18 protein-coding genes are annotated in these 17,620 nt (G+C 45.3%); 10 read left to right on the top strand and 8 right to left on the bottom strand.

Going from position 1 to position 17,620, the window contains the following annotated elements:
- Nucleotides 1-408: LysR family transcriptional regulator substrate-binding protein (locus ACLTD4_RS10515; protein ID WP_412331300.1), on the top strand; the 408-nt coding region annotated here is incomplete at its 5' end.
- Between the two features lie 47 nt (nucleotides 409-455).
- Here the strand turns inward: ACLTD4_RS10515 and ACLTD4_RS10510 are convergent.
- The 4 genes from ACLTD4_RS10510 to ACLTD4_RS10495 all read right to left on the bottom strand — a co-directional run bounded on the left by ACLTD4_RS10510 (nucleotide 456) and on the right by ACLTD4_RS10495 (nucleotide 7,228).
- Complete coding sequence (locus ACLTD4_RS10510) at nucleotides 456-2,348, bottom strand: hypothetical protein (protein WP_147335873.1); 1,893 nt, start codon at nucleotides 2,346-2,348, stop codon at nucleotides 456-458.
- A gap of 118 nt (nucleotides 2,349-2,466) precedes the next feature.
- Nucleotides 2,467-3,861: a 23S rRNA (uracil(1939)-C(5))-methyltransferase RlmD gene (rlmD, locus tag ACLTD4_RS10505; protein ID WP_117623552.1), complete on the bottom strand. Its 1,395-nt coding sequence runs from the start codon at nucleotides 3,859-3,861 to the stop codon at nucleotides 2,467-2,469.
- A gap of 345 nt (nucleotides 3,862-4,206) precedes the next feature.
- On the bottom strand, nucleotides 4,207-5,892 hold the full coding sequence (locus ACLTD4_RS10500) for a DEAD/DEAH box helicase (RefSeq protein ID WP_055653193.1): 1,686 nt from the start codon (nucleotides 5,890-5,892) through the stop codon (nucleotides 4,207-4,209).
- A gap of 190 nt (nucleotides 5,893-6,082) precedes the next feature.
- Nucleotides 6,083-7,228 carry a YcxB family protein gene (locus tag ACLTD4_RS10495; protein ID WP_117623551.1) on the bottom strand — a complete coding sequence of 382 codons (1,146 nt, stop codon included), beginning with the start codon at nucleotides 7,226-7,228 and terminating at the stop codon, nucleotides 6,083-6,085.
- Nucleotides 7,229-7,544: 316 nt separating this feature from the next.
- On the opposite strand from ACLTD4_RS10495, the gene ACLTD4_RS10490 reads away from it, so the two are divergent.
- The 3 genes from ACLTD4_RS10490 to ACLTD4_RS10480 all read left to right on the top strand — a co-directional run bounded on the left by ACLTD4_RS10490 (nucleotide 7,545) and on the right by ACLTD4_RS10480 (nucleotide 10,046).
- On the top strand, nucleotides 7,545-7,979 hold the full coding sequence (locus ACLTD4_RS10490; protein WP_117623550.1) for a MarR family winged helix-turn-helix transcriptional regulator: 435 nt from the start codon (nucleotides 7,545-7,547) through the stop codon (nucleotides 7,977-7,979).
- Nucleotides 7,980-9,272, top strand: coding sequence for an MATE family efflux transporter (locus ACLTD4_RS10485; protein ID WP_412331299.1), 1,293 nt, complete (start codon nucleotides 7,980-7,982; stop codon nucleotides 9,270-9,272). It begins immediately after the preceding gene.
- 126 nt (nucleotides 9,273-9,398) lie between these two features.
- The gene (locus ACLTD4_RS10480) at nucleotides 9,399-10,046 is read left to right on the top strand and encodes a class I SAM-dependent methyltransferase (RefSeq protein ID WP_172683599.1); all 648 of its coding nucleotides are present in this window, start codon (nucleotides 9,399-9,401) and stop codon (nucleotides 10,044-10,046) included.
- 221 nt (nucleotides 10,047-10,267) lie between these two features.
- On the opposite strand, the gene ACLTD4_RS10475 is transcribed toward ACLTD4_RS10480, so the two are convergent.
- Both ACLTD4_RS10475 and ACLTD4_RS10470 read right to left on the bottom strand, forming a co-directional pair.
- Entirely contained in the window at nucleotides 10,268-11,035 is a 768-nt protein-coding gene (locus ACLTD4_RS10475; protein WP_029467140.1) for a DUF6062 family protein, read from the bottom strand.
- Between the two features lie 264 nt (nucleotides 11,036-11,299).
- The gene (locus ACLTD4_RS10470) at nucleotides 11,300-11,512 is read right to left on the bottom strand and encodes a hypothetical protein (RefSeq protein ID WP_147342759.1); all 213 of its coding nucleotides are present in this window, start codon (nucleotides 11,510-11,512) and stop codon (nucleotides 11,300-11,302) included.
- A 462-nt stretch (nucleotides 11,513-11,974) separates the two neighbouring features.
- On the opposite strand from ACLTD4_RS10470, the gene mobV reads away from it, so the two are divergent.
- Entirely contained in the window at nucleotides 11,975-12,931 is a 957-nt protein-coding gene (gene mobV / locus ACLTD4_RS10465; protein WP_009297867.1) for a MobV family relaxase, read from the top strand.
- Nucleotides 12,932-12,949: 18 nt separating this feature from the next.
- Complete coding sequence (locus ACLTD4_RS10460) at nucleotides 12,950-13,339, top strand: hypothetical protein (RefSeq protein WP_009297866.1); 390 nt, start codon at nucleotides 12,950-12,952, stop codon at nucleotides 13,337-13,339.
- Between the two features lie 46 nt (nucleotides 13,340-13,385).
- Here the strand turns inward: ACLTD4_RS10460 and ACLTD4_RS10455 are convergent, their stop codons facing one another.
- Complete coding sequence (locus tag ACLTD4_RS10455) at nucleotides 13,386-13,961, bottom strand: hypothetical protein (RefSeq protein ID WP_009297865.1); 576 nt, start codon at nucleotides 13,959-13,961, stop codon at nucleotides 13,386-13,388.
- A 204-nt stretch (nucleotides 13,962-14,165) separates the two neighbouring features.
- Between ACLTD4_RS10455 and tnpA the strand changes: the two genes are divergently transcribed.
- The 3 genes from tnpA to tnpC all read left to right on the top strand — a co-directional run bounded on the left by tnpA (nucleotide 14,166) and on the right by tnpC (nucleotide 16,529).
- Nucleotides 14,166-14,561 (top strand): IS66 family insertion sequence element accessory protein TnpA, encoded by a 396-nt coding sequence (gene tnpA / locus ACLTD4_RS10450; RefSeq protein ID WP_057571583.1) that lies wholly within the window; start codon nucleotides 14,166-14,168, stop codon nucleotides 14,559-14,561.
- Entirely contained in the window at nucleotides 14,555-14,929 is a 375-nt protein-coding gene (gene tnpB, locus ACLTD4_RS10445; RefSeq protein WP_057571582.1) for an IS66 family insertion sequence element accessory protein TnpB, read from the top strand. The genes tnpA and tnpB overlap by 7 nt, the downstream gene beginning before the upstream one ends.
- A gap of 64 nt (nucleotides 14,930-14,993) precedes the next feature.
- Nucleotides 14,994-16,529 carry an IS66 family transposase gene (gene tnpC, locus ACLTD4_RS10440; protein WP_117624477.1) on the top strand — a complete coding sequence of 512 codons (1,536 nt, stop codon included), beginning with the start codon at nucleotides 14,994-14,996 and terminating at the stop codon, nucleotides 16,527-16,529.
- Between the two features lie 202 nt (nucleotides 16,530-16,731).
- Here the strand turns inward: tnpC and ACLTD4_RS10435 are convergent, their stop codons facing one another.
- Nucleotides 16,732-17,142 (bottom strand): hypothetical protein, encoded by a 411-nt coding sequence (locus ACLTD4_RS10435; RefSeq protein WP_009297863.1) that lies wholly within the window; start codon nucleotides 17,140-17,142, stop codon nucleotides 16,732-16,734.
- 159 nt (nucleotides 17,143-17,301) lie between these two features.
- Here ACLTD4_RS10435 and ACLTD4_RS10430 point away from each other — a divergent pair, with 159 nt between their 5' ends.
- The gene (locus tag ACLTD4_RS10430; RefSeq protein WP_009297862.1) at nucleotides 17,302-17,592 is read left to right on the top strand and encodes a helix-turn-helix transcriptional regulator; all 291 of its coding nucleotides are present in this window, start codon (nucleotides 17,302-17,304) and stop codon (nucleotides 17,590-17,592) included.
- Nucleotides 17,593-17,620 lie beyond the last annotated feature (28 nt).

The following is a 17,620-nucleotide window of genomic DNA, read 5'->3' as shown; positions in this document are numbered from 1 at the left end:
GTCTACCCCTATGAAAAAGAGGAGATCGTCGCTATCTGTAAACCGGATCATCGTCTGATGCAAAATGGTGATATTCTCGATATCGCTCAACTGGCAGATTACCCGCTGGCGGTTCCCTTTGACTGCCTGGACCTGGTCCGATCTTCCTTTGGCCACCGCCTGCTTGCGCCGAATATCTCTATCATTACCTCATCCAACGCGACCGCCATCGAGTGGTCCAGATCCTTCGGCACCGTCGCGCTGGCCTCACTGACAACCGCCGACTTTCAGCATATTAAGGATTTGGCAGTGAAACATTTTTCTGATGACAATCTGTTTATTACCAGCGCATTTATTGTTAATAAGGAGTATCCGCTGTCTCGGGCGGCGCGGAATTTTCTGGGGTTTCATGGGGTTGATGTTGGGTAAGGGGACTTTAGGGCTCTCTCAATCTTATCATTCCCTTCTCAAAACTTCTAACTTATTTTCTTTTTTATTTTAAGTATCCTCACCCGATTATCGCAAGCTTGTTTTGTGCGCATCAGCACTTGTGCTATATCCTGATGTGTTTTCTTTTTATGGAATTTTATTAAGATATCGTCTTCTTCCTTAGTCCAACGTGTAAAGTGCTTTTTCTTTTTAACCTGCATTCTACTGGCACGATGTTGACAAGCGCTGACAGTACGCCCAATTTGATCAGCAACCCACTGAGCACCTTTCTCCTCATAATACACTTTTAATAAATTATCTTCAACTACACTCCAAGCGCAACGATGATGATAGCAGTTTGGACTTCTCCGTTTCAATTTTAACTTACGAGCTTTATTCTCACATGCACTACAAGTCCTTCCTAAACGATTTGCAATCCACATGGCATCTTTATATGAATAATTATCCCTCAAAAATGTACACTCATCTTTTGTCCATCTAAAACTGTAATATGCACCTTTGGTTTGCAATTTAGATATATTCTTAGCATTTTCGTGTTGGACTATCGCGGTGCTCGCATCCTCATCTCCTTCATAATACTCTTCATTTGATAAAAAAGGATTAAAAGAGATAAGATACGTTTCCACATGAGCAATAAAGTCGGATAGTATTTCATTAATTTGTTCTCCTTGATTATAACGAATACGCAACAACGGGATGCAAAATTGTTGACAAAAATTATTTTTAATTTCATCTCGCAGTCTTAGATTCTGCAGCGCCGACTCATACTTATATTCCTGAAAATCAAAGAAATGTACTGGTCTAAAATGTTGCAGACCGTCAAATTCTATTAATCCCGTAGGCTTATCAGGGAAATCCTGTTCCGCCAGGAAGATGGCAAAATCAAACCGCAGTTTGTTTTTATATTTGCAATTTTCAAAGACAACTTCCTGCTGATATCGAATTCCTTTGTAGTCCAGAAACTTTTTTATTACATGAACCCCCATAGATTCTGTTTGCTTATAACTAATACCAAGGCGACCTGCACAGTTCATACAAGCACTTGCACTTCTCCCATTGATACGCTCAGCCACTTTAGCTCCTTCTAACGGATAATACTGCCGAAGGATGCCTGTTTCCTCCTTCGTCCATTTTAATGTATTTTCAAAGATAATACCAAGCTTACTGGCCCGGCTTACACAGGCGCTGTGGGTGCGATTTAAAAGTACTGAAATACCAGAAGGGCCAAACCTTGGATAGTATTCTTTTATAATATTCTCTTCCTCTTTCGTCCATGAATTATCAAAAATCAATCCCATTGTAGCTGCATGACTGCGGCAAGCGGACTCTGACTTACCAATAAGTTTTGCCACTGCGATTACCCCTTCCCTAGGGTAATGCTCCGTTAGTAACTGCTCATCTTCCTTACTCCATTTCAACTGATCAACATACTGAATGCCAAGACTTGATGCCTTTACCTGACAAGTGTTAGGCGAACGATTCAAAAAAGAAGCAACACCCACCGCGCCTACCATAGGATAATATTTCTTCAGATAATCCGTTTGTGTTTTTGTCCAATGGTAATCCCGCTTTATACCCAGTTTCCCTGCCCGGGCAATGCAACAGCTTTTGGAGCGCCCCAGTTGTTTGGCTACCCAGCCAGCACCTTTGTTCGCGTAGTTTTGCACGAGAATCTGCTCTTCCTCCAAAGACCAGCCTAAAACCCGGGTTATGTTTAAGTGATATGCTCGATTTCGACATGCTGCCGGAACACGGTGTAATAATTCAGCTACAGCTTTAGAACCAAGAGTGTGATAGTTTTCTATTAAGAACTCATCTTCTTTTTTACTCCAATTTTTATCGGAATTCTGTTCTTTCCTTGGCGTTTTTCTGATGTAATTACTCATATTATTAATACCACTTTCTTCAACCACATTCAAACATCAATTGACTTCTATTTTTATCTAATGTAACTATATAAATACTATCCCCGTATTATATCAAAACAAAACCAAATACATCGGAATTATATTACTTTCTACACTTTAACTAAAACATTCATTTTCCTTCCCCCGCCACGGTAACAGGAAACATGCTCAGTTCCAACAAGCAAACTGTTTCCACATGCCCCGAATGCGGAAACATATCACACCCTCTCACCTTCACCACCTCATACCCTCTCTCCGCCAGATACTTCATATCCCGCGCGAGCGTAGCCGAGTCACAGCTGACATAGACCACCCGCTTCGGTCCCATCTTCACGATCGTATCCAGGCAGACCTCATCACAGCCTTTTCTCGGCGGGTCCACGACGATCACATCGGCATATACCTGGTTCTTCTCATATTCCCGAGGCAGTACCTCCTCCGCTTTTCCGACGAAGAACTCCACGTTCTCTATCCCATTAATCCTGGCATTCTCCCGGGCATCATCGATGGCCTGCGGCACGATCTCCACGCCATACACCTTCTTCGCCTTCTGTGCAAGAAATAATGATATGGTACCGATCCCACAATATAAATCCCACACGGTTTCTCCGCCGGTCAGTCCCGCATATTCCAGGGCTGTGGAGTAGAGTTTCTCCGTCTGCACCGGATTTACCTGGTAAAATGACAGCGGGGAAATGCGGTATTTCACGCCGCCAATCAAATCCGTAATATACCCCGGCCCATAAAGGTTGATGACTTCATTTCCAAGTATCACATTTGTCTGATCACGATTTATGTTAATCGAAATACTCGTCATTCCCGGTATCTTTAACAGCTGCTCTGTCAGTTCATCCTGATGGGGCAGGCTTTTTCCATTGATCACCTGACATACCATCAGTTCGCCGGTATGAAACCCCTTTCGAATCAGGGTATGGCGGATTAAGCCGGAATGGGATGCCTCATCGTATGGTCTTATATGGAAGCGTTCCAGATGATTTTTGATAATTTTCAGTATCTCTCTGTTTTCCTCAATCCCCAGCAGGCAATCCCCGTTTTCAATGATGGCATGGGTACGGCCTGCATAAAATCCGGTTATAATCTTACCGTCCTTATCAAGTCCCCAGGGAAACTGTGCCTTATTGCGGTATCTCCATGGCTCGTCCATTCCCATGATGGGCAGCATCGGAACCTCATCAAATCCGCCGATTCGTGTAATATTATTATAGATTTTCCGTTCTTTGTAAACTAACTGTTCTTTGTAGTCCATTGCCTGGAGCTGACAGCCGCCGCACTGGCGGGCCACCGGGCACCGCGGCGTCACACGGTTTGGCGACGCATTGATAATCTTCTCTAAGCGGGCAAAGCCATAAGACTTTTTTGTCTTCATTACCTTGGCTTCCACCTCGTCTCCAATCACTGCATCCTTCACAAACCAGGTGTAACCATCGGTCTTGCCGATTCCTTCACCTGTATCTCCCATATCCTCTATTGACACCTGAATCCTGTCATTCTTTTTCCATTCCATATTAATCGTTCTCCCCGATTCTTCTATACGATTCGATTTAATTCCAGCATATATGAATTTCTTTTAGCTAAGTTTTATTCTATCCTCTTTCCTTTCAATACGCAAGAAATATCTCCGTCCCTGCCAAATATCGAAATTACACAGCATCATCATTCTTCCAGATCAGTCCTCCAAATCAGACCTCCAAACCACTGATTCATATCAAAAACGGCTGTATACGAGCGCATTTCATTACGCCCTTACACAACCGTCTCTTACAATTCTAATTATCAGTTCTTCATCAACTGCTCTATCTATCCGCCAGCCAGACTTCACCGGCCTACTGCCGCCAATTCGCCCGGCTTCTTATTTGCTCTTGCCGCCGTTCGCCTTTTCCATATGAATATTCTTGCCCTTGATCTTTACATCCTTCATGGCATTTAACACTGCATCGGCGTTTTCTCTCGGCACTTCTACAAATGTATACTTGTCATACATATCAATGCTTCCGACCATTTTACCCGGCATGCCTGATTCGCCTGCGATGGCTCCCAGGATGTCCCCCGGCTTCACGTTCTGGTTCTTTCCGATGTTGATGAACAGACGGGCCATATCTTCACGGCCGCTGTCATACCGGCTGTCACGGCCGCCGCTGTTTCTGCCTCTTCCGCGTCCGTTACCATTACGGCTTCCTCCGCTGTAATAGCTGTCTAAATCATCGAGAGAGCGTGGTTCTCTTGTGTCAACAATATCCTCACTCTCTTCGCCCATCATCATCTTTAACAGCGCAGCTGCCAGATCCAGGGAAGTATAATCTTCTTCCAGAAGCTTCTTTTCAAGAATATTGATCATTTCGCTTAAATCGGATTCTTCGATGGTGTCCGCCACATTCTCTAAAATCTTATCGACTTTAATGCCGGTCACGTCATTCAGGGAAGGAATCGCCTGAGGAATGATCTTGGTCTTGCAGTAACGCTGAATATCGCGAAGCTTATAAACTTCTTTTCCTACCACAAAGCTGAATGCAATACCCTCGCGGCCAGCACGACCGGTACGGCCGATCCGGTGTACGTAGTACTCGTCATCCTGCGGAAGATCGTAGTTAAATACGGCTTCTACGTCATCTACGTCGATTCCGCGAGCCGCCACATCGGTAGCAACCAGAATATCGGTTCTGCCGTTGCGGAAACTGTTCATAACGCGGTCACGCTGAATCTGCTTCAAATCACCGTGCAGACCTTCCGCGAAATAGCCACGTCCCTGAAGTGCCTGTACCAGTTCGTCCACACCCTTCTTCGTATTACAGAACACAACGGAAAGCTTTGGTGCGTACATATCTAACAGACGGCACATAACCTCTACCTTTGTCTTCGGCTTTACTTCATAATAATACTGGGTTACCTTCGGAACAGTCAGTTCTTTCTTAACCACCTTCACAGTCACCGGTTCCTTCTGGAACTTGTGCGCAATGTCCGCAATCGCCTGAGGCATGGTAGCGGAAAACATCACAGTCTGGCGCTCCTCCGGAAGCTGGCTTAAAATGGTCTCCATATCCTCTAAGAAGCCCATGTTCAGCATCTCGTCAGCCTCATCCATAACTACGGTTTGAATATGGTCAAATTTCACCGTCTTGCGGCGCATATGATCCATCACACGGCCCGGTGTACCGATAATAATCTGGGTACCATCCTTTAAGGAACGAATCTGTTTTACAATGTCCTGGCCGCCATAAATCGGAAGAACCTTGACACCGTGCATATATTTTGCTAATCTACGGATTTCGTCAGCCACCTGAATTGCAAGCTCTCTGGTGGGACACAGGGCGATCGCCTGGAGTTTCTTGGATTTCGGATCCACTTTCTGTAACAGCGGAATACCAAATGCGGCCGTCTTACCGGTTCCTGTCTGAGCCTGGCCAATAATGTCCCTGCCCTCCATCTGTACCGGAATTGCCTGCGCCTGAATCGGCGAAGCCTCCTCAAATCCCATGTCCGCAACTGCCCGCAGAATTCTTTCGTCTAGCTGTAATTCATCAAATCTCAATGTCTCCATAAATAAATAAGTCCTTTCTAGGCCTGCCGGGTTCACCTGTTGCCGACGGCCGCACACACACTTTTCGCAAAGAAAACGAGAGGTGTCAGGTATACGTTTCAGACCTTCATCCTCTCGTTTCACAAGTTTAAACTATAACAGAAATATTTTTTCATGTCAAGGAGTTTTCTTTATATCCATGAGATATCAACTATATATTTTTCTGCAACACGCAAATTCCGCGCGCTCTTAAGTAGTTCAGGACCTCCAGCTTTTCCCTCTCTGTCTGAAATGCCCAAACCGGAATATTCAAAAAATACGGACCTTTCGTAAAAATAAACACTTCTTTTTTGCTCTCCACCACCTTGTAAATCGTGGGATAAGTCAGGTTCCACTGTTCCGAATCCGTACAGAGGCTGATTCCCGACCGGTCGAAGGAAATCACCTGGCGGCCAGTCCTGTCCGGTACCGTTTTTCCGTGTTTTAAAGCTCGTTTTACGCCGCGGTAAATCCATTTTCTGCTGCAGAACATCCAATATGCCATACCAATAAACAGAATAACAGAAATACCATAGACCGCGGCAGCCACCAGATCTCTGTTCCGCATAAATGATAAAATTCCAACGCCGGTAAGCAGAAACAACGACAGTATCACAGTCATGCTTTCTGGAATTTTTAGCGCATACCTCGTCCGCATCATATAATACTTGCCTGCAGTCAGCACAGCCAGCCATTCTGCCTCCTCCTGAATAAATGCAAAGGTATATACCTGTTCTTCCGGACATATGATCTCCGCCTGCTGGTCCAGAGGATCCATAAAGGCCTCCTGCTGCTGCTTTTCCTGCAGAAAGGCGAGGCAGAAGTCCATTTCGGCTTCGCTGGTAAATGCGGAATCCGGAAGTGTCAGCAGAGTCTTTACCGTCCCAATCCGCTTCATATAAACCATGATCTGATGCTTCGTCTTTTCCGCATATAAAATGGAGGCGTAAGGATAACAGCTTACGCCTTCCTCCGTACACATCTCAATCCGATGTTCTCCAAACCGTACCAGCTGCCGGTGCATAAGCGGACCTTTTATGATTCTGAAGTATTGAACCGTTTTGATAAGAACCGTAATCATCACGGCAAAGCCAAGCCACAGCCCGATTCCGGCACACAGATCGGTTATCCACCAGAGAATGGATGGGGCATGACCGCCGATCAGCACAACACCCACGGTGTAGATCAGGGATATTCCGGCAATGATAAGCATGACAGCCTGGATCTTTGACTCCTTCATCCCGTCCTTCTTAAGCCTCATATCCGACATCATGCGCAGAATATCCTTTTTTGAAAGCTGAACTTCGAGTTCACGCATTGACGATACCCCCTATCCTTTCTATTATCGCAGTACTTTATGTATTTCTTCCCTGTCGTCCTATCTCTTCCTCTTCAAATTATCCCTTCCATTTCACAGCACCTCTTCCGCCCCATTATATATCATAGAAGAAACTACCGCAAGACACAAATCCCTCACCTCTAAAAATCCCCTGTTTTACCTTTGCCCGGCAAGCAAAACCAGAGCCATCTAAACAAAAAAATTCACAAAATATTTCCTTGACAAAATTTCTCCCTGCATGTTACTATTAGTCCGTAATCGGACTATTTTAATAAAAACGGAGGTCAACTCAATCATGTACGATATTCTGACAGAACAGCTAAAACACTACACTGTACTCTGGCGGGAAACCAGCGCCCTGTACGAAGAATGGGCAAAAAAACACGGTCTGTCCTATTATGAACTCCTGGTTATCCTGTCCATCATGGAGCCGGACGGCCCGTGTTTTCAGAAAGACATCTGCTCCCACTGGCAGCTTCCAAAACAGACGGTCAACACCATCCTGAAAAACTTTGCAGGACGCGCCTGGATTACACTTGTGCCTTCGGAGGAAGACCGGCGGGGCAGGGTCATTCTGCTGACTGACGCGGGCCGGTTATTTATGGAAGCCACGGCTTCCGATCTTCAGGCCCATGAAAGGTCCGTCTGGCAAAAGATGGGCCAGGAGAATGCCAGAGCACTGTTAGAGAGCACCGCGCTCTATAACAAACTATTTAAGGAGAGTTACTAAATGAAACTGCATAAAGAATTTTTCCACTACGTCATTCCCTCCATGCTGGCCTTTGCGCTGTCGGGCGTCTATGCCATCGCCGATGGTTTTTTCGTCGGCAACGCCCTGGGCGACAGCGCCCTGGCCGCAGTCAATATTGCATACCCGCTGACAGCATTTTTACAGGCCGTCGGCACCGGAATCGGCATGGGCGGCGCGATCCAGTACGCCATCAGCGCCGGCACGGAAAATCCTAAAAGGGGCCGCCAGTATTTCGGTATGTCTCTTATTATGTTAACCATTTCCGGAATTCTTTTATCTGCGCTTCTGCTGTTAAGCGCCCCTGTGATCCTCCGCTTTTTGGGAGCGTCTGGCACGATCGGGGAGCTGGCGCAGGAGTACATTCTTTATATTGCTTTTGGAGCCATTTTTCAGGTTCTGGGAACGGGGCTCGTCCCCTTCATTCGCAACATGGGAGGCGCGGTTTCGGCCATGGCCGCTATGATCGCAGGTTTTTTAACGAACATATTTCTCGATTACCTGTTCGTATGGCATCTTCCCTTCGGTATGATGGGAGCCGCCGTTGCGACGGTTATTGGGCAGGCGGTAACCTTTCTGGTGTGCGTGGCATTCTTCATTGCGAAAAAGAAGAAACCTTTGCTCCGGTTTGGAAAGGATGGTATCTTTCTCTTCAAAACGATTCTGAAGGTAGGGCTTTCTCCCTTCGGACTCACATTTTCACCTAATATCACGCTGATCCTGATCAATAAAAGCGCGGCCCTGGTAGGCGGTGCGGCGGCCGTCACCTGCTATGCGCCGGTCAGCTATATTTCCGCCATCATCATCCTCCTGCTTCAGGGTGTCAGTGACGGCTGTCAGCCACTGATCAGCCTCTCCTACGGTGAGGGCCGTCACGACCGTACAAAGCAGTTCCGTAACCTGGCGTATAGCTTTGCCGCCGCGGTCTCACTCCTGTGTATGGGAGTGCTGTTTCTCCTTCGAGGACAGGCGGCCGCGCTGTTCGGGGCCTCTCCCCAGATTACAGCGCGCGTCGCCGATATTCTCCCTGTATTCCTGAGCGGTTACTTATTTGTCAGCATATCCAGGGTGACGACAGCCTACTTCTACGCTACGGACAAAGACCTGCAGGCCTACATTATGATCTATGGGGAAGTAATAATCCTGTTCCTGCTGCTGCTCATTTTGCCGCAAATGACGGGGATCGGCGGAACATGGTTCTCAGTACCGTTTTCACAGCTTGCGGCTATGTGTATCAGTATCTTTCTGATAATGAAGGAAAAGAAAAAGGCGTAAAAATATTTTAATGTAAAATGCTATTGACAAACTGCTTTTTTGCTGTTAGGATGTTCAATAATTTATATATTATTATATTTTTGAACAAATTTTTTATTCCAAGGCACACCTTAAGGAGGACAAATCATGAACGGATTGGAGAACATCAGCAGGAAATCAGAGACAGATCACACCATCATACAAACGGAGGCAGGGCAGATCATACCCGCAGAAGAAGAAACCTGGAAGCAGATCTGGACGCGCAAGGGAAGGGCTGAGGGCGGCATAGAGGATCTTCTGGCCTTCGACGGATACGAGCGCACTCAGGTTGACATGAAAGAGGTGGCTGCTGAGATCAGCCGCCGCCTCGATATTCAGAAGGAAGATAAGGTACTGGAGGTCGGATGCGGCGCCGGAGCGCTGGCCCAGTATCTGGACTGCGATTATACGGGCATCGACTATTCCCCTACACTCGTCAGACGCCACATCGAGCTGCTGCACAATCCGGTTTTGGTCGGCGAGGCCGCCAATCTGCCGTTTAAAGACAAGACCTTTGACAAGGTCATCTGCTACGGTGTATTTCTTTATTTTGATGATAAGGAATACGCTCAGAGGGCTGCAGAGGAACTGTTACGGGTGGCAAAAAAGAGTGTACTGATCGGAGAGCTTCCCATCCGGTCCCACAGAACGGAGCATTTGCTGTTCGCTCCGGAGGAATTCGAGGGCTGGGATATCAGCGACGGTTTTTACGATCCGTATAGAAAAGACAGGTTCAACGCAGCGTTGGCGTTCTGACCGGACGCCGGCTTTCTTCCTTATTAGGATCGGGGATCGCCCAATTACCGGTTTTGGTGATTTTACGGCACCTTTCTGTTTTAAGGCACAAAAATGGAGCGTTGTAAAACAGATAGTCACTCCTCTGTTCTACAACGCCCCGTTACATAGATCCAATTCCGGTTAGCAGATTCTATATTCTATTTGGCATACTCTATTTCCTGTTCGGCACATCCGATATCCTATTTCATCCGGTAAACCGGATCCGCCGGATATCCGCCGCGGATCTTCTGCATGCCCCGCTGAATGGCATCCTTGGACTGCTTCCAGTCTGCATCACGGTTTAAGTAATCGTATTTTTCAATAAACCAGTCCACATCCGCGGACAGGCGCTCCATGTTGCGCTGCATCACATCAAAGATCATGGGATAAAAGTCCCTGCGTTCGGCGTCGTTTAAATACCGGTCCGCCCCTGCGCACAGCTCGGCAAAATGGTGGAGGCAGACGCCCTTTCCGTTCTTAACCTTTTCCCGGAAGGCCGCGTCCTTTTTGTACAGATGAAAAAATGTGGCGATATATCGCTCATAGACCTCATGAAAACGGTCGCAGATATAACAGGTCCGCTCCTTTTCGTTCACCCATTTCTCAATGGGATTTCCGCCTTCCCGTTTGCCGGCCTTTCCCGTGATCCGGTCCATCACCGAGGTCTTTCCAGGGGTGTAATCCTTAAACTCGGACTTCATCTCCTGAATCAGCTTCTTATAATACGTCTTTAAAATCCATCCGTTCCCCAGTGCATTGCCATAATCAAACATCTTCTTCTGATGGACCCGGCAGAATCCCGCCTTGTCCGTCGCTTCCCTCGTATCGCTCTCCATATACGAGGCACAGGAACCCAGGACAAAGTCCATTAACTCCTGCTCCGTTTTCCGTTCCACGTAACAGAATGGACATTCGTCATCCGCATCCATCGCGTCATTCATTGGTATTTCATATAGTTTTTCCTTCATTGTCATCGCCCCGTCTTACACCTTAAACCGGTATCGCATAAGCTATGTCATGTCTAACCGCTTTTAACATTTTACACCCTTTTTCACCTTGTTATCTCTAGGAATTTTCCACATCTTACCTTTTCTTTCCCTTTTATATTTTTCTAGCCGTGTAACTTTCGGTAGTATATGCGGTAGTATGGGAGTCCGATACTACCAAGAGGAAAAGACACAAAATCATACCACTCTTTAGATGGGAAAAGGTGTTTCCTCACCCTTTCCCGATTATTCGCCATCATACCACTTCCAAAATGAATTGGCAAAAATCACTATTTTTTTTCCTCCGATACGCTCCGTCCGAAATGGTGGATTTTCCAAATATTTATATATAAGGCTTTCACTACTATCAGTTATGAGCATTAAATCTTGAGGTGTTAAAAACAGCTTACTTCTCCATTCATTCTGAACATTGTAGGTGGCTTCTGATTTTGCTCCCACGTCTAACCTTTCTAGTCGTTTTTTTCGGGAAGGAAGTACAGTACATGGAACACTTAGCCATGACCAATGACCTTCAACGCATTTTTATGCGCCTACGTGTTAAGCGTACTGACTAACAAAATCTATCTCTATTCTACCCGTAAATGTGGGTGTTGTCAATGCCGCCGCAGGCGTTCATTTTAGCATTGACATAAACAAGAGCGACCAGAATAGAAAGAGGTGGAACGGTTTTATCTGTTCCGCCTTGACTACTTTTTTTGGTATTTGGCAAAATCATTCTTCGATACATCAAAATGAAAAGAACAACCACCGTTGTGCAGTGCAATAAATACCACCCCAGTCACGCCGAACGCAGGCTACTTGTAGCCGTAGTGAGTTATTGCTACAACTTAGCAGATGCTTCTAACATACTTAGTAATGTAACTCGTTGTAGCAATATTAAGGATATGGAGGGATAACACTATGGTATGTCAAATACTAAGGGTCGCAACCTATAAAGCGGGAGCGATTAACTACATTGGTTGGGAAGAACACCGCCAAAAATATACTCATAAAAACAGCGATATTGATGAGAGCAGAAGCCATCTCAATCTAAACAACGGAATGAAAAACAAGTCGCTATATCAAGCATGGAAAAGCCGTCTTGAACAACTAGAAATCAAACTTCCAGTAAAGAAGAATCAAAATGTTATGGAGCAGATGGTGATAACTGCCAGTCCAGAATTTTTCAAAGACCTAGGTTGGGATAAAAATGCCGCTAAAAATTGGACTAACCGAGACATTCCAACCGGAATTAAAAAATATTTTAATGATAGCCTTCGCTTTTGCCATCGTTATATCGGAAAAGAAAATATAATTTCAGCCACAATTCATTTTGACGAAAGCACTCCACATATGCACGTTGATTTTATTCCAATTATTACTGGAAAACAAAAGCGAAAGAGCGTCTACGAGAAAGATAAAGACGGGAAATGCGTCCGTGATGCAAATGGAAACGCCATAAGGGCAAGGGATAGCCACGGGAAGATTATTTATGATTATGTTGATGAACCACCATCAATCAATCGAACTGAATTTTGGTTTGAACGTGGCGGACGGCAGTCATACCGTAAACTTCAAGACAAATTTTATAAGGAAGTTGCCAGCCACTACGGTTTAGAGCGTGGAGAAATCGGCTCCAGCAAAGAGCATAAAGATCAGAGCAAGCACAAAGCCAACATTTTAAATAAAGAAATCAAAGCAAAGCAAGCGGAAATATCGACATTGAATACACTTGAAAAACAATCCGTGCAGGGTCTTACAACTGCTTTACAAAAAAATCCAAATATACTTGGGCATATAAATCAAGCCTTAAAAATTGCCATTGGCGAAGAACCTCCACACCAAAAGATTTCATACACCAGAGAGCATAACCGATAACAGCAAAGGAGATTAAAAATGATAATAGATGATGATAAATTAGAAATATTAGTGCAAAAAGTTCTATCAGATGAACGGGAGCGCATATACAATAGTTGGTTCTGCGAAGGAGATATCGTTACTCCCATATTGGAAATCAAGCAATCACGTTTTCGTAAAAAATCTACTGTTTACATGGATTTAGGCGTATGGGAAAATTTCCAATCGGAAATCAAAGAACTTTTACAAGCCTTATATTATGCACACAAACGATTGGAATATTTTGAAGAGGTACAAAATCAAGAAATTCCAATAACATTTGACGAATACATAAGGAAAAATGTATTTGATTATGATACAGCGGCATTTGAACGAATGAGAAATAAAGTCGAAGAATTGTATTACGTCCAAACAGATGATGAACGATAGACACAAAAAATGCGCCCAATACTGGACGCATTTTTTAGCAACTATCCTACCGCTTCACAAGCTGATATGTATCGCCACCGTATAAATCTTCAATAATGAGTGTATTACCGCTGAAACTATATCGCATATATGGACTGGCAAAGACACCATTTCCGGCATAACTCGGCAAATAGTCTTTCCCAAGGTCGCATTCTACCCAAAATTTATTATTACCTTCATTTGCAATGATACAGATTATTCCACTACCCGCATAAGTTCCGGCTACATCTGGAACTTCGGAACTAATCTGTTCAGTGAATTGTGTTTCTGTAGCCTGCGCTTCTGCATTTTTTGTCTGCACCACACCATCAACTGTCCATGCACCATTTTCATCTACGGTATAGCCATCTGGTGTTGTGGTGCTTGCATACATAAAAGAAGTTCCATCAAAGCAATAACATTCGGATATCCCGTCATTATTTCCATCAATCCATAACCATTCACTCGTCGCAAAATTTCCAGTGCCAGTTTTGTCATAGCGCCAGTCATTACCATCACTCGTCCACTGTCCTGCCAGTGCTGTCATACTCATTGTAAATACTATCATTGCTGTGAATACTACCGTTAAAAACTTTCTTCTCATTGTTCTTTCTCCTTTTTAAACTATAAAATGCAAATCCCCAGCCACGCTTTAGTCATTAGGGTGTTTAAGCCAGTTTTCGAGTTCTTGATGGTAAGCGTCAAATAAGAACGTGTAGTGAAATATTTGGCGTTCTCTTGTAAACTTGGGGTTAGAGTTTTTAGAGTTCCCTCCCAAAACTCTAAATCCAGATAAAGGAGAATACCAATGGACATTTCCGCTTTAACTCCGGATAAACAGGTAAAACTTCAGTACTGGCTGGACGTGATCCGGCAATGCAGAGCCTCCGGTCTAACAAACCAGGCATGGTGCGAACAACATCATATCTCCCTAAAAAGCTATTACTACTGGATCGCAAAGATCCGGAAACTGGCGCTTGAAGAACTGCCCCGAAAGAGTCATGGATGCAGGCCGGTCATGGAGCAGACTGCGTTGATTCCGGATGCGGCTCCGGAATTTACGGAGGTATCCCTTCACGGCAGGCAGGATCCCTGTGCCGCTCCTGCAGCAGTACTCCGTGCCGGTACGGTGACTGTTGACCTCTTTGAAGATACGCCCCGCGAGTTGCTGGAGACCATTCTGAAAGCGGTGAGATCATGTTAGGTGACCTCTCCCGGGTGGAAAAGATCTATCTGCGCACCGGGTACACAGATATGAGAAAACAGCTGGACGGTCTGGTGGATATCATCCAGTACAGCTTTCAGCTTGACCCTTACAGCAATTCCCTGTTCCTTTTCTGCGGGAAACGGGCGGACCGGATCAAGGCAGTCCATTATGAAGGGGACGGCTTCTGCCTGTTCTATAAGCGCTACGAAAACGGCCGCCTCCAATGGCCGCGGACGGGCGAAGAAGCCAGACAGATCTCCCACCAGCAGCTCCGCTGGCTGCTGGAGGGCCTGAACCCGGAGCAGCCAAAAGCGGTCCGCAGCTGGGTTCCCCCGAAGCCTGAAAACCCCGGGAATTCCTTGTAAATGCTGGAAAATCCTGCTGTTTTATGGTATAATGAATTTATCAGAACAGGAAGGTTTTCAGCCCATGCAGGATACAGAGCAGGAGTACCAAAAGCAGATCAAAGAACTGGAACAGCAGGTCCGGCTCCTTAGGGAGCAGGTTGATTTCCTTACCCGTAAACTTTATGGAATAAAATCAGAGAAGACGTCTGCCCTTGAAATAGAGGGACAGATGTCTCTTTTTAATGAAATGGAATCCTGTGCTGAGCCGGATGCCCATGAGCCGGATCTGGTGGAGGTCGAAAAACATCTGCGTAAAAGGAAATATGCCGGCCAGCGGGAAAAACTGATAAAAGACATTCCCCGCAGCAAAGTGCTCCACACGATCGATGAAAGTGAACAGATCTGTGAGAGATGCGGAGGTACCATGGTAAAAGTTGGTGAGGAGTTTGTGCGTACCGAGGTACAGTTCATCCCTGCCAGCCTCAAAGTGGTTGACCATTACCGGGAAACCTATGAATGCAGGGCATGCCGCAAAAACGGGACGCCTTATATGGAGAAATCCCCGGTGCCCCATCCTCCGGTCATGCACTCCCTTGCATCTGCTTCCACGATCGCATGGCTTGTCCATCAGAAGTTTGAACTGGGCATCCCCTTATACCGTCAGGAAAAGGAATGGGAAGCCATGGGGCTGTCTTTAAGCAGGGCAACGATGTCAAACTGGCTCCTGGCCGTCTGCCGGGACTGGCTTTCCCATGTGGTCTCCCATCTCAGACGGGAACTTCTAAAGCAGGGATATCTGCATATCGACGAGACCCACGTGCAGGTGCTGAAGGAACCAGGGAGGAAGAACACTTCGGATTCCTATATGTGGGTGTACTGCAGCACCAGGGACAGCAAACGGCCGGTCCGGTATTTTGAGTACCAGCCGGGGAGGGGTGGGAAATATCCGGAAACATTTTTAAAAGGCTATACCGGATATATCCATACGGATGCTTATTCCGGGTATAATGGGGTGAAAGGGGTTACGAGATGTCTGTGTTACACACATCTGCGCCGCGCTTTTGTGGACGCGCTGCCAAAAGACATCCATGGCCCGGAAGCCTCAAAACCTGCGGAAGCAGTCATTCGTCTGAATAAACTGTTTGAGATAGAAAAGGAACTGGACGGCCTTCCCCCGGAACAAAAGAAAAAAGAACGACTTGACCGCGAGAAGCCGCTTCTCGAGGCTTTCTGGTCGTGGGCAGAGATAAGCTCTGCCGGGGAATTGCCAAAGTCGAAGCTCCATACCGCTTTGCAGTATGCCCTGAACAACCGGCAGGAGTTCTTCAACTATCTTGGGGATGGAAACTGCTCCATCAGCAATTCCCTTGCGGAGAACTGTATCCGCCCCTTTGTGATCGGCCGGAAGAACTGGCTGTTTGCCGGAAGTCCGAAGGGTGCTGCCGCAAGTGCGGGAATCTACACCCTGGTAGAAACAGCCAAAGCCAACGGCCTGGATGCAATGAAATACATCAAGTATATCCTGGCAGATATGCCGGGGAGTAGATTTCTCGAAAATCCGGAATATCTGGATGACTATCTGCCATGGGATCCCATGGTACAGGAACGTTGCCGATAACCACTGCCCTTTTAGTATAGAGGGTTAGTGGTTATTTTTCTATCCACCATCTTATTTGACGCTTACTCTTGATGGCTTTCTGCAAGTATTTTTAGCGTATCATTTTGGGCAAATATCAAATAAAAGAGGGATGTTATGATACCGCATAAACCTATAAATATTGCAATAATAAGGTCCTTCATGTTAAATAACTCCTTTAGATTTATATAATGTCTTTACAACATTCCATCGTTATTCCGCAAAGGTATTTTTCATAAAGCAGCGGAACGATTGGTGCACATATGACAGCCATAACGCAAGGTGCAAAGTAAAAAATAAAGACAAGGAATCCAATAATTGTCCCTAATTTCCTAAAAGGCAACACTAACAGTTTTCCGACATAAAACCACGCTTCAGCATAAGTTAGCAGAATTATATTGACAACTACGACTACCATCGACAATGTTTCTAGAAGTTTGTTATCTGCGGTACTGAATTTCATTAATAGTACAGATAACACTGTCAATATAATCGCCGGAACAAAGCATTGCTTAATCTTGTTTAATCTCCTTTCAACTTTTTTCTGACATTCTGTTGCTTGTGTTGAACTTCGGAACTCGTCTACTCCTAACATTTTCGCACTCCTTTAACTTTTTTATACGGAATTTGTCACACAATTCCGCCATGCCAATATTATACCATTTAGAAAATATTTGTCAATTACAAATAATCATTACTGATAAGTATATTTATACTTGTGTTTGATATGCTTGTCATGTGGAGGTGTTCAACTATGATAATTATCACAAACAAAAGAATTAACGAATTACGGATACGATGCGGCATGTCTCAAACCGAACTTGCACAGAAGTTGAATGTTACCCGTTCAAGTGTAAATGCTTGGGAAATGGGTATTTCTGTTCCCTCTGTCCAAAACCTCTTAGAACTTTCTCAAATATTTCACGCATCTGTAGATTACCTAATCGGCACTGTTCCCAATGAATCCGTGTGTCTGGATAACTACAGTGAAGAAGAAAAAGAACTTATATATAGCCTTTTAAAATATTTTGATTCCAAACGTTGACATTAGAAAAGGCTAGATGGAAATCCCC

The organism is Hungatella sp. (assembly GCF_046966825.1).
This window is presented reverse-complemented; position numbering and strand designations above follow the sequence as displayed.

Bases quoted from the DNA above. Each gene is read 5' to 3' on its own strand.
- rlmD (WP_117623552.1), bottom strand. From the start codon at position 3,861: ATGGAATGGAAAAAGAATGACAGGATTCAGGTGTCAATAGAGGATATG.
- ACLTD4_RS10500 (WP_055653193.1), bottom strand. From the start codon at position 5,892: ATGGAGACATTGAGATTTGATGAATTACAGCTAGACGAAAGAATTCTG.
- ACLTD4_RS10495 (WP_117623551.1), bottom strand. From the start codon at position 7,228: ATGCGTGAACTCGAAGTTCAGCTTTCAAAAAAGGATATTCTGCGCATG.
- ACLTD4_RS10490 (WP_117623550.1), top strand. From the start codon at position 7,545: ATGTACGATATTCTGACAGAACAGCTAAAACACTACACTGTACTCTGG.
- ACLTD4_RS10485 (WP_412331299.1), top strand. From the start codon at position 7,980: ATGAAACTGCATAAAGAATTTTTCCACTACGTCATTCCCTCCATGCTG.
- ACLTD4_RS10480 (WP_172683599.1), top strand. From the start codon at position 9,399: ATGAACGGATTGGAGAACATCAGCAGGAAATCAGAGACAGATCACACC.
- ACLTD4_RS10475 (WP_029467140.1), bottom strand. From the start codon at position 11,035: ATGAAGGAAAAACTATATGAAATACCAATGAATGACGCGATGGATGCG.
- mobV (WP_009297867.1), top strand. From the start codon at position 11,975: ATGGTATGTCAAATACTAAGGGTCGCAACCTATAAAGCGGGAGCGATT.
- ACLTD4_RS10460 (WP_009297866.1), top strand. From the start codon at position 12,950: ATGATAATAGATGATGATAAATTAGAAATATTAGTGCAAAAAGTTCTA.
- ACLTD4_RS10455 (WP_009297865.1), bottom strand. From the start codon at position 13,961: ATGAGAAGAAAGTTTTTAACGGTAGTATTCACAGCAATGATAGTATTT.
- tnpA (WP_057571583.1), top strand. From the start codon at position 14,166: ATGGACATTTCCGCTTTAACTCCGGATAAACAGGTAAAACTTCAGTAC.
- tnpB (WP_057571582.1), top strand. From the start codon at position 14,555: ATGTTAGGTGACCTCTCCCGGGTGGAAAAGATCTATCTGCGCACCGGG.
- tnpC (WP_117624477.1), top strand. From the start codon at position 14,994: ATGCAGGATACAGAGCAGGAGTACCAAAAGCAGATCAAAGAACTGGAA.
- ACLTD4_RS10435 (WP_009297863.1), bottom strand. From the start codon at position 17,142: ATGTTAGGAGTAGACGAGTTCCGAAGTTCAACACAAGCAACAGAATGT.
- ACLTD4_RS10430 (WP_009297862.1), top strand. From the start codon at position 17,302: ATGATAATTATCACAAACAAAAGAATTAACGAATTACGGATACGATGC.